The organism is Pelagibius sp. Alg239-R121, assembly GCF_947331435.1.
Lineage (GTDB): Bacteria > Pseudomonadota > Alphaproteobacteria > Kiloniellales > Kiloniellaceae > Denitrobaculum.
Window position 1 is genome coordinate 190325 of sequence record NZ_CAMZOF010000009.1, and the last position, 13600, is coordinate 203924.

General features: G+C 57.5%; 14 protein-coding genes. 11 read left to right on the forward strand and 3 right to left on the reverse strand.

What is annotated here, in order from left to right:
* Nucleotides 1-8: 8 nt before the first annotated feature.
* The 8 genes from guaA to QMZ18_RS27495 all read left to right on the forward strand — a co-directional run bounded on the left by guaA (nt 9) and on the right by QMZ18_RS27495 (nt 7500).
* The gene (gene guaA, locus QMZ18_RS27460) at nt 9-1556 is read left to right on the forward strand and encodes a glutamine-hydrolyzing GMP synthase (RefSeq protein ID WP_282609588.1); all 1548 of its coding nucleotides are present in this window, start codon (nt 9-11) and stop codon (nt 1554-1556) included.
* 50 nt (nt 1557-1606) lie between these two features.
* Nucleotides 1607-2380, forward strand: a complete 774-nt coding sequence (locus tag QMZ18_RS27465) for an alpha/beta hydrolase (RefSeq protein WP_282609589.1) — start codon at nt 1607-1609, stop codon at nt 2378-2380.
* Between the two features lie 336 nt (nt 2381-2716).
* Nucleotides 2717-3460, forward strand: a complete 744-nt coding sequence (locus QMZ18_RS27470; protein WP_282609590.1) for a succinate dehydrogenase/fumarate reductase iron-sulfur subunit — start codon at nt 2717-2719, stop codon at nt 3458-3460.
* A 3-nt stretch (nt 3461-3463) separates the two neighbouring features.
* Entirely contained in the window at nt 3464-3796 is a 333-nt protein-coding gene (locus tag QMZ18_RS27475) for a succinate dehydrogenase (protein ID WP_282609591.1), read from the forward strand.
* Nucleotides 3793-4134: a succinate dehydrogenase, cytochrome b556 subunit gene (gene sdhC / locus QMZ18_RS27480; RefSeq protein WP_282609592.1), complete on the forward strand. Its 342-nt coding sequence runs from the start codon at nt 3793-3795 to the stop codon at nt 4132-4134. The genes QMZ18_RS27475 and sdhC overlap by 4 nt, the downstream gene beginning before the upstream one ends.
* 11 nt (nt 4135-4145) lie before the next feature.
* The gene (locus QMZ18_RS27485; RefSeq protein ID WP_282609593.1) at nt 4146-5900 is read left to right on the forward strand and encodes an L-aspartate oxidase; all 1755 of its coding nucleotides are present in this window, start codon (nt 4146-4148) and stop codon (nt 5898-5900) included.
* Nucleotides 5897-6859, forward strand: a complete 963-nt coding sequence (locus QMZ18_RS27490; protein ID WP_282609594.1) for a fumarate hydratase — start codon at nt 5897-5899, stop codon at nt 6857-6859. Before QMZ18_RS27485 ends, QMZ18_RS27490 begins: the two co-directional genes overlap by 4 nt.
* Nucleotides 6823-7500 carry a fumarate hydratase C-terminal domain-containing protein gene (locus tag QMZ18_RS27495; RefSeq protein WP_282609595.1) on the forward strand — a complete coding sequence of 226 codons (678 nt, stop codon included), beginning with the start codon at nt 6823-6825 and terminating at the stop codon, nt 7498-7500. Before QMZ18_RS27490 ends, QMZ18_RS27495 begins: the two co-directional genes overlap by 37 nt.
* A 60-nt stretch (nt 7501-7560) precedes the next feature.
* On the opposite strand, the gene QMZ18_RS27500 is transcribed toward QMZ18_RS27495, so the two are convergent.
* Genes QMZ18_RS27500 through QMZ18_RS27510 form a run of 3 tightly spaced genes read right to left on the reverse strand, consistent with a single transcriptional unit; the run spans nt 7561 to nt 10392 of the window.
* Nucleotides 7561-8727: a mandelate racemase/muconate lactonizing enzyme family protein gene (locus QMZ18_RS27500; RefSeq protein ID WP_282609596.1), complete on the reverse strand. Its 1167-nt coding sequence runs from the start codon at nt 8725-8727 to the stop codon at nt 7561-7563.
* Nucleotides 8720-9478: a sulfite exporter TauE/SafE family protein gene (locus tag QMZ18_RS27505; RefSeq protein WP_282609597.1), complete on the reverse strand. Its 759-nt coding sequence runs from the start codon at nt 9476-9478 to the stop codon at nt 8720-8722. The genes QMZ18_RS27500 and QMZ18_RS27505 overlap by 8 nt, the downstream gene beginning before the upstream one ends.
* Entirely contained in the window at nt 9475-10392 is a 918-nt protein-coding gene (locus QMZ18_RS27510) for a LysR substrate-binding domain-containing protein (protein ID WP_282609598.1), read from the reverse strand. The genes QMZ18_RS27505 and QMZ18_RS27510 overlap by 4 nt, the downstream gene beginning before the upstream one ends.
* A gap of 156 nt (nt 10393-10548) precedes the next feature.
* On the opposite strand from QMZ18_RS27510, the gene QMZ18_RS27515 reads away from it, so the two are divergent.
* The 3 genes from QMZ18_RS27515 to QMZ18_RS27525 are packed head-to-tail and all read left to right on the forward strand — an operon-like array spanning nt 10549 to nt 13593.
* The gene (locus QMZ18_RS27515; RefSeq protein WP_282609599.1) at nt 10549-11532 is read left to right on the forward strand and encodes a tripartite tricarboxylate transporter substrate binding protein; all 984 of its coding nucleotides are present in this window, start codon (nt 10549-10551) and stop codon (nt 11530-11532) included.
* Between the two features lie 58 nt (nt 11533-11590).
* Nucleotides 11591-12100, forward strand: coding sequence for a tripartite tricarboxylate transporter TctB family protein (locus tag QMZ18_RS27520; protein ID WP_282609600.1), 510 nt, complete (start codon nt 11591-11593; stop codon nt 12098-12100).
* Nucleotides 12097-13593 (forward strand): tripartite tricarboxylate transporter permease, encoded by a 1497-nt coding sequence (locus QMZ18_RS27525; protein ID WP_282609601.1) that lies wholly within the window; start codon nt 12097-12099, stop codon nt 13591-13593. Before QMZ18_RS27520 ends, QMZ18_RS27525 begins: the two co-directional genes overlap by 4 nt.
* Nucleotides 13594-13600 lie beyond the last annotated feature (7 nt).

Genomic DNA, 13600 nt, shown 5'->3' on the forward strand with positions numbered 1-13600 from the left:
TCCCGCGCATGACAGACCGCATTCTTATCCTCGACTTCGGTTCGCAGGTGACCCAGCTCATCGCCCGGCGCGTTCGCGAAAGCGGAGTCTACTGTGAAGTGATTCCCTTTAACGCCGATCCGGCCCGCGTACGCGACTTTGACCCGCGTGGCATCATTCTCTCCGGCGGCCCGGCCTCAGTGGCGGCGAGCGACACGCCCCGGGCACCCGATGTCGCCTTTGATCTCGGTGTTCCCGTTTTGGGCATCTGCTACGGTATGCAGACCATCTGTGCTCAACTGGGCGGGCAGGTCGATCCTTCGGACCATCAGGAATTTGGCCGGGCTTACGTGGATGTGACCGACGGCTGCGGTCTTTTCGAGGACCTCTGGTCCAGCGGCGAGCGGCACCAGGTCTGGATGAGCCACGGCGACCGCGTGGTCAGCCTGCCGGAAGGTTTCCGGATTGTCGGAACCTCCGAAGGCGCTCCCTATGCCATGGTGGCCAACGATGAGCGCAAGATCTACGGCGTCCAGTTCCATCCTGAGGTCATGCACACCCCGGACGGTGCCAAGCTGCTGTCGAACTTTACCCACAAAGTCGTCGGGTGCAGTGGAGATTGGACCATGGCGGCCTTCCGCCAGCAGGCGATTGAGAAGATCCGCGCCCAAGTGGGGTCAGGCAGAGTGGTCTGCGGCCTTTCGGGAGGTGTCGATTCTTCCGTCGCGGCGGTCCTGATTCACGAAGCCATCGGTGATCAACTCACCTGTATTTTCGTCGACCATGGTCTTCTGCGCCAGGACGAAGCAACCCAGGTGGTTGAGCTGTTCCGGGGCCACTACAACATTCCGCTGATCCATAAGGATGCCAGCGATCTCTTCCTGGGCAAGCTGGCGGGCGTCTCCGATCCAGAGACCAAGCGCAAGATTATTGGCGGGACTTTTATCGATGTCTTTGACGAGGAAGCCAAAGGTCTGGGTGGTGCTGACTTCCTGGCACAAGGCACGCTCTATCCTGATGTGATCGAATCGGTCTCTTTCATTGGCGGACCCAGCGTGACCATCAAGTCGCACCACAATGTGGGTGGCTTACCGGAACGCATGAAGATGTCCCTTGTCGAGCCGTTGCGCGAACTCTTCAAAGACGAAGTGCGGGAGCTGGGACGCGAACTGGGTCTGCCCGAGAGTCTGATTGGCCGGCATCCCTTTCCCGGGCCGGGTCTCGCGATCCGCATCCCGGGTGATATCACCCGCGAAAAATGCGAGATCCTGCGCAAGGCCGACGCCGTTTATCTGGACGAGATCCGCAAGGCAGGCCTGTACGATGCCATCTGGCAGGCCTTCGCGGTGCTGCTGCCGGTGAAGACCGTGGGTGTGATGGGGGACGGGCGTTCCTACGACTACGTCTGTGCGCTTCGGGCCGTGACCTCGACCGACGGCATGACCGCTGACAGCTATCCATTCGACCACGAATTCCTCTCGGCGGCGGCGACGCGGATCATTAACGAGGTGCGGGGCATCAATCGGGTGGTCTACGATGTGACTTCGAAACCGCCGGGGACCATCGAGTGGGAGTGATGCCGGCAATCGCTTTGTAACAAAGTGAAAGCCGAAAAGTGGGGCACCGCGTGTTTTTCAGATCAAGAAAATGCAGGCTTCTGATCTTCCCGCTTCTGATGCTTCTTTATGCGAGCCACGCTCTCGCGGCAGAACAAAAGATCGTCGTTGCGGGGATCTCTGAACTTCCGGTTTATCAGATCACAAATGCCGCCTCGCGGGTAAACATACTGCTGTTAGCCGGGGGCGGCGGCTGGCGGGGAAACCTGAATTCGCAGAACTTCCTTATCCGGCAGCGTCGGTCCTTCGTGAACGCCGGCGCCAATGTCTTCATCTTTCCAAATCCGGTGAAGCGAAAAATCTCTTTTGCGGATCGTTTGTCGGACGATCATGTGATACGGATTTTACGCCTCGTCGAAAGCGTGAAGCGAGAAAACGACCTGCCGATTTTTTTAGCGGGCATCAGCCGGGGAACCGTCTCGGTTGGGCATTTCGCAAAAAATCATGGCGACAGGATCCAGGGAATTATCTTTTATTCCGGCATTTACCTCAGCGAGATTGAAAAGCGGAACAGGTTTGCGATGGAGAGGGTCGTCGGCGATCGGATCGAGGTTCCTGTCTTAGTCGTTCATCATCGAAATGACCGCTGCCGTATCTGCCGTCCCGAAAGTGCTGAAGCTTTCTTTCAAAATCTGGACGCCCCCCAGAAAGACTATATGGAATTTTCCGGCGGAGGCATGACAGGCGACCCGCATGGTCCATTGCATCATCATGGCTTCGAGGGTCTTGAGAAAGAAGTGGTTTCCAGGACGCTGGCTTGGGCCGAAAGCCTTAGTTCTGACTGATCGCGTTCGAGCGTTTCCGTTGGAGAGGTGTTCGCGCGAGGTCCGATCACCTGGGGGTCTGTATTTCCGTCAGTTCTGAGCGGGCGTGACAACTGGTTTTTGCGTCTTGGCCCTTCGGTATTTTGCCTAAATCCCTCCTCCTAACCAGGATTTATCAGCCAAACAGTCCCCAGTTTTATGTAAAAATAATTTACTAAATAGGTTAGTATTTGTTCCTTTTTGTTAGAATAACTCACCATTAGACTGCCCTGACTATGGTGTAATTCCGGTGAATCGGTGGAGTTTTCCGCGGTTTGGATTTGTACCAACGAGCACGGAAAACCAGGCGAGTAGATAGTGTCGAACATTCGGGACATGCCAAACGGGCAAACAATGGAAGTAAGAGTCTGGCGGTCGGACGGCGAGGGCGGGCGTTTTGAAGGCTTTGACGTTCCACAGCGTGAAAGCCAGACCATTCTCGATGTGGTCTCCTGGATCCAACAGAATGCCGACTCAACCCTATCCTATCGCTTTGCCTGTCGCGTGGGAATGTGCGGTTCTTGTGCGATGATGGTCAACGGCCAACCACGCTGGACTTGCCGTACCCACGTAAAAAAGGTTCTGAAGAACAACAGATTGACGGTTGAGCCGCTGCGCAATCTGCCGGTCATCAAGGACCTGGTCGCCGACATGGATCCGTTTTTTGATAAATGGGTGAAGGCCGAAGGAGTTTTTCATCCTTCCAAAACCCGCGCCGATGCCATTGAGGCGATCAGCTCGGAACATCCCATGCGCGTCGAGGCGGATCGCGCGATTGAATGTATTAATTGCGCAGTTTGCTACGCGGCTTGCGATGTCGTGGAGGCAAATCCCGACTATCTCGGTCCCGCCGCGCTGAACCGTGCCTGGACCTTGATGAACGACGAACGGGACGCCGGGCATGATGTTCGGCTTGATGCCGTATCGCAAAAGGGTGGATGCCATAACTGCCACTCGCAGCAGAGCTGTGTGAGATTCTGTCCGAATGAGCTCAACCCGACGGCCTCCATCGCGGGCCTGAAGCGAGAGACAGCGAAGTCTTTTTTTCGGCGAAGGGATTGAACCATGCTGGACTTGAGACTCTACATGGCGCAGCGCATTTCGGCTTTGATCATGATACCGCTTACCCTCGGGCATATTGCGATGATGATCTACGCGGTGCAGGGCGGTCTGTCGGCCGGCGAAATCCTGGCACGTACCCAGGGCAGCCTTGCCTGGATGCTGTTTTATGGCAGCTTCGTCGCGGCCGTTTCGGTTCATGCCGCCATCGGTCTTCGCGTGATCCTCTTTGAGAGCTTTAAGATCAAAGAGACAATTCTCAATGCCTTGAGTTGGACCGTTTTTCTAGGCCTTCTCTACATGGGAGCACGTGCCGTCTACGCCGTGACGGCCCTATGATCCGCCCGCATAGATCTCATCCGCTCTGGTATGCTTTCTTGCTGCATCGGGTTTCCGGTCTCGCGCTGGTGCTGTTCCTGCCGCTGCATTTTTACGTCCTGGCCTTTGCGCTTACCCAGCCCGAACGCCTGGACGGGTTTCTGCGGTGGACGGACTATACCATCGTCAAGCTGGCCGAATTCGGCTTGGTCTTTCTCCTGGCTATCCACATCTTCGGCGGCCTGAGGCTTCTGGCGCTTGAGTTTCTGCCCTGGTCGCCGCGCCAGAAGACGCTGGCCGCAAGCGCAGTGGCGGCCTCGTTTTTGGTTTCAGGCACGTTCTTTTTGCAGGCTGTGTGATGATGTCAGACATGAGCAAACTGGAACGGCACGACACGGACATCCTGATCCTGGGCACAGGCGGTGCGGGTTTGTTCGCGGCGCTTCACGCGCAAAAGGCAGCACCCGACAAGAAAATCACGATTGCGGTAAAGGGGCTGATCGGGAAATGCGGCTGCACCCGCATGGTGCAGGGTGGATACAATGTGGCGCTGGGGCGGGGCGATTCCGTCGAACGCCATTTCATGGACACGATCAAAGGCGGCAAGTGGCTGCCGGATCAGGATATGGCCTGGAAGCTCTGCAAAACCGCCGTGGAGCGCGTGCGGGAGTTGGAAAACGAAGTCGGATGCTTCTTCGACCGCAACGTCGACGGTTCGCTGCATCAAAAGGCATTTGCCGGACAGACATTCGATCGTACCGTCCATAAAGGCGATTTGACCGGAATCGAGATTATCAGCCGGCTGATGGAGCAGGTGCTGGCGCGGCCGCTCGAAAAATTGCAAGAGCATCGGGCCATCAGTCTGATCCCGGCACGGGACGGAAGCGGGTTAGCCGGCGTGCTTTTCATCGACATGCGAAGCGGCGGTTTTCGTTTCGTGCGCGCGAAGACGGTTTTGATGGCGACGGGCGGTGGCCCGACCATGTATAAATTTCATACACCTTCCGGCGACAAGACCATGGATGGTCTGGCGATGGCCCTGCGTGCGGGGCTGCCCTTGCGTGACATGGAGATGGTGCAGTTTCATCCCACCGGTCTGCTGGCGGGTGAAGATACAAAGATGACCGGCACAGTCCTGGAGGAAGGGTTGCGTGGCGCGGGCGGTCAGCTCTTAAACGGCCATGGCCACCGCTTCATGTTCGATCTCGACGAAAAAGGCGAACGGGCGACGCGCGACGTGGTCAGCCGGGGCATCTATGACGAGATGCGTAAAAATAACACCTCCGAAAACGGTGGCGTCTATATTTCCATGGGACACCTGGGGCCGGACACGGTACGCCAAAAGTTCAAGGGGATGGTCAAGCGCTGCGCGGATAGTGGCTTCGACCTCGCGGCCGGCAAGGTCGAGGTCGTACCGACGGCGCATTATTTTATGGGCGGCGTTGTTGTGGATCCGGATACCCATACCGCTTTGCCGGGCCTGTATGTTGCAGGTGAAGACGCCGGCGGCGCGCATGGCTCGAACCGGCTCGGCGGCAACGGTGTGGCAAATTCCACAGTTTATGGCGGCGTCGCCGGGGATATCATGGGCGCAGATGTTCAAAGCATGACGGTCCTACGAGATCCGGACGAAACGATCTTGCGGTCGGAGGTCGAGCGTGCCTGCCATCCGCTTGGCAAAAAGCCTGCGAACATCCAGATGCTGCGCAAAGCATTGCAGGATGTCATGTGGGACGACGTTGGTGTATTGCGGACTGGTCCCGGGATCGAACGTGGTCTGTCGAGAGTCACGGAGATCGGGGCCGAACTGATGGAGTTGGGCGTTGCGGGTGAGAATCTCGCCTTCAACCTCAGTTGGCACGATTGGTTGAATCTGCGCAGCCTTGTCGAGATTTCAGAAGTCATCGCCAAGGCGGCACTGAGCCGGGAAAACTCACGCGGCGCGCATTACCGCGAGGACTTCCCCGAGAGCGGTGAGATTGAGAGCTCCTACTTCACGGTTGCCCGACAGAGCGATGGCGAGACCAAGGTCACCCGTGAGGCGGTCAGGTTCACCATCGTCAAACCCGGGGAGACCGTGTTGAAAGACGGCGAACCGGAAAGCCTGGTGGAGGCGGCACAATGATTTCAATCGAGGTGATACAGCGGACCGCTGAACAATTGATGGCCAAGGCTGCGATCGAGATCCCGCAGGACTATCTGGCAGGATTGCAAACGACCGCGGCCGAAGAAGATGGCGACCTTTCGTCTTTCGTTCTGCAGGCGATGCTGGAGAATTACGAGGCAGCGAAGGAAGATCGCCGCGCAATGTGCGGCGATACGGGCTGTCCACGCTGGTACGTCAAGATGGGCAACGAAGCCCGGATCGAAGGCGGGCCTGTGGCGCTCGAGGCGGCGCTGCGCCGGGCGACCGCCAATGCCACCTCCAATATTCCTCTTCGGCCCAACCGCGTACATCCTCTCTGGCGCACCGATCACGACAACAACGTTGGCATCGGTGCGCCGGAGATCGAATATGGCTTTGAGCCCGATGGCGAATGGATCGATCTGATCACCGTTCACAAGGGAGGGCTTTTCGGAACCGATTATCGGATGCTTTTTCCATCCGACGGGATCGAGGGAATCAAACGCTTTTTTCTCGACAGCCTGGTCGCCTTCGGGAAACGCGGGCTTGCCTGCCAGCCGGCTATTATTGGGATCGGCCTGGGCGGCTCGAAAGATGCCTGCATGGTGTTGGGCAAACGTGCGGCTTGCCTTCGCACGGTCGGGGACCGCAATCCGGACCCGAAGATCGCCGCACTTGAGGACGAGTTCAAGGAGCTGGGAAATTCCATCGGAATGGGGGCCATGGGTTTCGTCGGCAAGTCGATGGTGATCGATTGCAACATCGAGGTCGGTTACTGCCATACCGGCGGCATGCAGATGAGCGTGCATGCCTTCTGCCTTTCATCCCGGCGGGCCGTGGCGCGCGTCCATGCGGATGGACGGGTCGAATTCCGGACCGACCCGGACTGGTTCACTGATTATCAACGTCGGGAGACGGTGGAATGGGACATTCCGGAAAGCCAAGTAAAGTCCGCCTGAGCACGACGCCGAGCGCGCAGGCGCTGTCCGCTCTGAAATTGGGCGACATCGTTTATCTGGACGGCTTGATGTACACGGCGCGCGAGGGCGTTTACATGCGCGCGCTCGACGATCAGGCAAACATACCGATGGAGCTGCCGGCTGAGAGCGCCGCAAACTTTCACTGTTCGCCGGCGGCGACCATCAATGCCGACGGTTCCTTCACGATGGGAGCGGTGACGGCGACGGCGTCCTTTCGCTTCTCGAAATGGATCGGAGAGTGGATGGCCAAATCTGGCGCCAAGCTGATCGTCGGAAAGGGGGGAATGAGCCAGGCTGACTACAAGCAACACTTCGTCCCTAATGGGGCGATTTACCTGACGACGGTCGGCTACGGTACCGGTGCTCTGTTGGGGCGCGGGGTCGAAAATGTCGAGGCCGTGCACTGGAACGAGGAATTGGGCCTGGCCCAGGCCATGTGGGTGCTCAAGTGCAACAACATGGGTCCCTTTATCGTTGCGTCGGACTTAGAAGGTAACTGCCTGTTCGAGCGCGAAAACGCCAAGATTTCCGCCTTTATCGAGAAAGCTTACGAAGGCACGCGGCCCGCGACGTTGAAACGGTATGGCGAAACCGACGATCGCACTGATGAAGTGATATAGGCGTTCATGTGGCGGACCTGCCAAGACGTCATAAGTGACTGGAACTGCAGCTCCACCACACTAGTGACCAAAGGTTTTGGTCAGTTCGAGCGTTTTGAAGCGCTCGATCCCCGGCGGCAGTTCATCGATACCTAGCCCGATATCTTCCGAAAGCTTGAAGTATCCCCCGGCCACCTGGTTCGCCGCTGCCTTAAAGTCTTCACGCAGCGGGTTGGGATTGACATCGACTTCCAGCAATCCGGAGCCACCTGTCGCCGCCAGAATATGTGCGGAGGCCATCAACCCGATTCCGCCACCTAAAAAATGCGGACAATAGGTCAAACCTGCCTCCAATGCGCGGTGGGCCACGCCCAGACATCCGCTGATACCGCCCCACTTGGCGACATCCGGCTGCACATACTTAAGAACCTTCGAGGTGATCACTCGATCAAAATCGACACGGCCCGCGATGTTCTCGCCGCCCGCGAGCGGGATGTTCGTTGCGCGCGCGAGTTCAACCCAGTCCGATTCAGGTGCGTCAGCCAGAATTGGTTCTTCCATCCAACCCAGATCCAGGTCTTTCGCGGCATTCAGAAAGGCCAATGCCTCGGGCAATGACCAGGCCTGATTTGCGTCGGCGAAGAGTCGCTCTCCCGGCTTCAGTGACGCTGCAGTGGCCGACAGTTGGGCGAGGTCGGCACCGCCCCCAAATCCCACCTTGACCTTGAAGGCACGGTGACCGGCTTTGCGCTGAAGGGTGATGGCGTCGATGCCGTCTTTCACGTGAATTCCGCTTGCGTAGGCTGGAACGCAATCCAATGCCTTTGCATTGAGGAATGTTCTCAACGGCAGGCCTGCCTTGCGCGCGAAAAGATCATGGACCGCTACGTCGAGCCCTGCGATCACCTGCCGGAAGGGGCCCCATTCCCCGCACTGCAGGGCTCTGATATGAGTTTGACGTTCCAGTCGGGAAAAGAGTTCGGAAGGCGCTTGGAGCGTTGTGCCCAGAACCATCTCGGCAAGGTCCAGCATCAAAAGCCGTGCCCTGTGCTCGGCCCCGGCAGCCGGCCAGTTGGCGAACACCTCTCCCCAGCCGAAGGCACCTTCGGTATCGGTCAAGCGCAGGAAAACCGCCGGTCTGTCGGCCATGATGCCGAAGGAGGTAGAGACCGGAACGCTTAGAGGAACGCGGTATACCGACACATCGATCCGATGAAGGCAGGCTTCGGAAGAAGGTACGCTAACCATTCGTGAAGACATCCCAGGGCAGTTCCCTCAGAAGGAGCACCAATCCGGAGATCAGCATAAGCACGATCAACAGCCGCCGGAAGTGATCGTCGGTCAGCCGTTTGAATACCGTGATGCCGACCTGCGCGCTGATCAGGGTGACCGGAAAGGCGGCGGCAATGCTGAGAGTTGTTTCAAGGTCATATCCGCCTTTAATCCACAAGAGACCTGTCGCGAGACTGAGAATAACGACGTTGAACGGCTGCAGCACCGCACGCTGTTCCATTTTCGACCAGGGGCGCATAGAACACCACATGGTTGGCAGGGCGCCCGACAGTCCACCGATAGCCCCCAGGATGCCGCCGATGAATCCTACACCCATATCGATCACGGGCGTGGGCCGCGTGAGTTTCGGCAGGCTGCGTCGGAATGCAAAGAATCCGCCGTAAAGAATTAGAAAGCCGGCAACCACGAGCTTCAAATGCATTGGATTAACATCGGCCAAGAAGCCGATCCCGATGGGTACGCCGATAACGGCCGGAATCATGAAGCGCGACAGGCGTCGCCAGTCGATCGAACGATGCACCAGCACCACACCCTGAAGGCCACTGGCGACTGACATGACCAGTGAAATGGCAACGGCCTGGACAGGCGGCATAACCTGCAGCCACCAGCCGAGGGCAAAAAGCGACGTGCCGAACCCGGCCAGGCCGTTGACGAACCCGCCCGCGCAGGCACCTGCCGCAAGATAGAACAAAAATTCGAGCGTCATTCAGCGGGCGCTTCTTCTTGACCGAACTTCGGCGCATAGACGCCGATTTTGACCGCCATTAGCAGCTTCTCGACCAGGGCTTCGATAACCCGGAATTTTACGCTGTCGGGCCGCGAGATCAGCCCCAGTTCGCGTGTGAAAGGAACATCGCTTAGAGAGATATGCTTGAGGGGGAGGGGATTAGGCTGAGTGACACAGCTGCGCGGTGCAATGGAAACGCCGAGATTGCTGAAAACCATCGGAGAAATGGTTTCCAGGTTTTCCAGTTCCATACTGGTTTTGACCTCGATTTTTTGCTCCAGCAACCAGTTCTCGATCATGCCACCAACGACAGCGTTTCTCGTGAAGCGAATATAGGGCTGTGTTTCCAGCAAGTACCTGGGGTCGTTGGATGTGGTTGCCGGGGACGCCAACAACTCCATCACTTCTATCGCGAGGTTTTGCCACACCAGATTCGATTGCAAAACATGAGGCCGGGTGACAATGGCTGCATCCAGCGCGCCCCGTTCGACCTGTTCTACGAGGCTTGTGGTCAGTTCTTGCACAACGCGGACCGACAGCTCGGGATATTCGGACTTCAGCATGGAAATAGATAAGGGCACCAGCCCCGTCAGCGACGTTGGGATCGCCCCGAGTTTCAGTTCTCCGCTGAGGCCGTCATCCCCCAGGACGGAGGGAACGATATTCTCGTAGTCCTTCACGACTTCCCTGGCTTTGGCGACGAGGGCTCTGCCGACGGGCGTTAATTCGGGCACGCGCTTGCTTCGGTCGAAGACCGCTATCTGCCATTCGTCCTCCAGGGCTTTCATCTGTTGGCTGACGGCGGCATGGGTGACGAAAACAGCATCGGCCGCTGCGCTGAAGGTCCCGTAATCGGCGATCGCAATCAGAGTTTTAAGCGTTCTAATGGTCATGGCTTCAAGAGGATAATTCGTAAGTTTTTCTAACAATAATCGTTAGGATTAGTGGTTGTTGTAAATCGTGACTTAATAATAGGCTGTGTTCAAGAGCTAGAATGAGTTGGCCCGCTCAAAGGCCTATTAAGTTGCTCAAGAACTAGGGAGAAAACGATGAAGAAGATGATGGTGGGTGCGCTAAGTGCCCTGGCCTTGGGCCTGACTGCAGGCGTTGCGGTCGCCGAATACCCCGAACGCGCGGTCACAATGGTTATTCCTTACGGCCCGGGCGGAGCGACGGATATCTCAGCGCGTACCCTTGCCGATCCACTCGGCAAAGTCGCGAGCAAACCGCTGGTGATGATCAACAAAACCGGGGCTGGTGGCGCGACCGGGTCGGTCGCTGTACAAAATGCGAAAAAAGACGGCTACACCATGCTCTTTGCACGCGTCGGCTCACACAGTGTGAATCCGGCGATGAAGGCAACGCTACCCTATACGCTGGATGATTTCCGTTTTGTCGGTGTTTACGAGATCAACCCGGTTGCCTGCGCCGTCGAGGCGGGCTCGGACATAAAGTCGATGGATGATCTGATCGCCAAGGTAAAGGGCAGCCCCGGCAGCGTCAGCTACAGTTCTTCGGGTGTTGGCTCATTGCTGCATCTTGCCGGCGCGATGGTGCTGCGCGAGTTCGGCGTCGAAAAACCACTCGAGCAAGCCACTCATATTCCGCTGAAGGGCGGCGGTGCGGCTGCGACCGCCGTTTTGAACGGCACGGCGACTTTTATCTGCACGAACTCTTCCGCGCTTGCGAGTTTTGTTTCCAATGGACAGCTTCGTCCGCTGATGGTCACAACCGCTGAGCCAGTGACCGGTTTTGACGCGCCCACGTCTGTCGATCTCGGAAAACCGGCATTGCAGCAATTGGTCGGCTGGACCGGTATCGCAGGTCCGGCAGGCATGAGCGATGAAGTTGCCGAGGTGTGGGGTAAGTATCTGACGGAAGCAACAGCCGACGCTGGCTTTCTCGAAAAGATGCAAGCTCGCGGCTCGGTCATTCGCCTGATGGACCCGAAGGAATCGCAGGACTTCATCAACGGGCAGTACAAGATCTTCCGTGCGTTGGTTGACGAACTTGGGATGCGTATTGAAGGCTGAGGGATAGGGGACGTGCGGCATCAGATTCGGGTGCCGCACGCCCGTTGGGGCGGATCAGGTGAGTAGTCGTCATAAGCAATTGGGTATTGGAGGCGCGGCGGTTCTTTCGTCGGCCTTCCTCTTTTTTGTCGGCATTCCCTATGGAATATCCGCCCCGTCAAATATTCGAAATATCGTCTTGTCGCCTCTGTTCTGGCCTCAGATCCTCGCTGGTCTGATCGGGTTGGTTGGATTGGGGATTCTTGTGAGTGCCGCGCGGGCAGGGGCAGGTGAAACCGTCACGGCGGGCCAAGACCAAACACCGGATCAAGCCCAAAGCGAACCAGGCAACTGGCTCCGTCTCGCCGTTATGACAGTGATCCTGGTGGTCTATCTGGCGGCCGTTCCCTGGATTGGATTGGTCTGGGCGTCCATCCCTGCCTTCATCGCCGTTGCGTTCCTCATTCAGACTCGCCATCCAAAGACGGCGGTAATCGCCGCAATTCTGGTACCTCTGGTTCTCTACGCTTTCTTCGCGCATGTAGCCGGTGTGGCTGTTCCCCAGGGCGAATTCGTGAGGCTGCCGTGAGTTTCTTCGACAATCTTCTGCTGGGATGGGAGCTGGTCTCGAATATCGAGAGCTTTCTGGCCCTGGCAGTGGGTGTGGTCGTCGGCGTTATTGCGGGCGCCATTCCGGGCATGTCGGCGACCATGGCCGTTGCGCTGACGCTGCCGTTCACCTTCGCCCTCTCGCCCATCACCGGCATTCTTCTTCTGCTCGGCGTCTACAAGGGCGGTATATTCGGCGGAAGCATCCCGGCGATCCTGATTAAGACGCCTGGGACTCCTGCCTCGAGTGCGACGATTTTAGATGGCTATCCGCTGGCTGAGAAGGGGCAGGCCGGCAAGGCTCTGGGCATGGCGCTCTATGCGTCATGTACAGCAGATCTGATTTCGAACCTTGCCCTTATTCTCTTTGCCGGCTGGTTGGCGTCTTTTGCGCTCAATTTTGGACCGCCCGAATTTTTCACGCTGATTCTTTTCTCGCTGACGATTATCGCGGGTGTCTCCGGACAGAGCTTGCTGCGCGGCGCATTGTCCGCACTCATGGGATTGCTGCTTGCAACCATCGGTCTCGATCTTGTCTACGGAACGAACCGCTTCAATTTCAATGATCCCAACCTGATGGGCGGCTTGAATTTCATTGCGGTTCTCATCGGCCTCTTTGCGATTCCCGAGATTCTGACAAAGGTATGGGATCCGCGCGGTAACGATGGTTCCACGCGCCAACTGGGTGGCAATTGGGTGAGCTTTGCCGAATATAGGGCCTGTTTCAAATCGATCGTACGCGGCAGTGTGATCGGTGTTTTCTTGGGCAGCATCCCGGGGATCGGTGCCGCGCCGTCGGCTTTCTTGTCCTACAGCGAGGCGCGCCGGAAGTCGCCCAACAGAGAAAACTTCGGAAAGGGCGAACTTGAAGGTGTTGCCGCCGCCGAGGCCGGAAACAACGGGGTCGCTGGGGCGACACTTATTCCTCTGCTGGCGCTTGGGGTGCCGGGCGATGTCATTACCGCGATTATCATTGGCGCCTTCATGATCCATGGTCTTCAACCGGGCCCCCTGATGTTCGTGACCAACGCCGATATCATCTACGGCCTTTTCATGGGTTTGATCATCAGTTCGGTCATTTTGCTTCTGGTCGGCTCTGTTGCCATTCGCGCTTTCCGCTTCGTCGCCGACATTCCGCGCGGCGTGCTGTTCCCGGCGGTCTTGGTCCTGTGTGTCTTCGGAGTCTTTGCCGTGAACAACAACATCTTCGATATCGGCGTTATGTTTGCCATGGGCGGTCTCGGCTTTCTGATGCTCCGCTTCGATCTGCCCGCAGCTCCGTTCCTCATCGCCTTCATTCTCGGTCCGTTACTGGAAGATAACTTCCGTCAATCGATGCTGATGTCGGGTGGTTCGCCGGACGTGCTGGTTCGCGGACCTATCACCTGGGTCTTCTGGACCATGACCGTCATAACTGTGGTGGCCGTAGTTCGCGCCGGCTTCCGAAATTCGAAACAAGCAACGCAAAACTAATTGGAAC

Coding starts and splice junctions, on each gene's coding strand:
- guaA (WP_282609588.1), top strand. CDS start 9: ATGACAGACCGCATTCTTATCCTCGACTTCGGTTCGCAGGTGACCCAG.
- QMZ18_RS27475 (WP_282609591.1), top strand. CDS start 3,464: ATGCTGGACTTGAGACTCTACATGGCGCAGCGCATTTCGGCTTTGATC.
- sdhC (WP_282609592.1), top strand. CDS start 3,793: ATGATCCGCCCGCATAGATCTCATCCGCTCTGGTATGCTTTCTTGCTG.
- QMZ18_RS27485 (WP_282609593.1), top strand. CDS start 4,146: ATGAGCAAACTGGAACGGCACGACACGGACATCCTGATCCTGGGCACA.
- QMZ18_RS27490 (WP_282609594.1), top strand. CDS start 5,897: ATGATTTCAATCGAGGTGATACAGCGGACCGCTGAACAATTGATGGCC.
- QMZ18_RS27495 (WP_282609595.1), top strand. CDS start 6,823: ATGGGACATTCCGGAAAGCCAAGTAAAGTCCGCCTGAGCACGACGCCG.
- QMZ18_RS27500 (WP_282609596.1), bottom strand. CDS start 8,727: ATGGTTAGCGTACCTTCTTCCGAAGCCTGCCTTCATCGGATCGATGTG.
- QMZ18_RS27505 (WP_282609597.1), bottom strand. CDS start 9,478: ATGACGCTCGAATTTTTGTTCTATCTTGCGGCAGGTGCCTGCGCGGGC.
- QMZ18_RS27510 (WP_282609598.1), bottom strand. CDS start 10,392: ATGACCATTAGAACGCTTAAAACTCTGATTGCGATCGCCGATTACGGG.
- QMZ18_RS27515 (WP_282609599.1), top strand. CDS start 10,549: ATGAAGAAGATGATGGTGGGTGCGCTAAGTGCCCTGGCCTTGGGCCTG.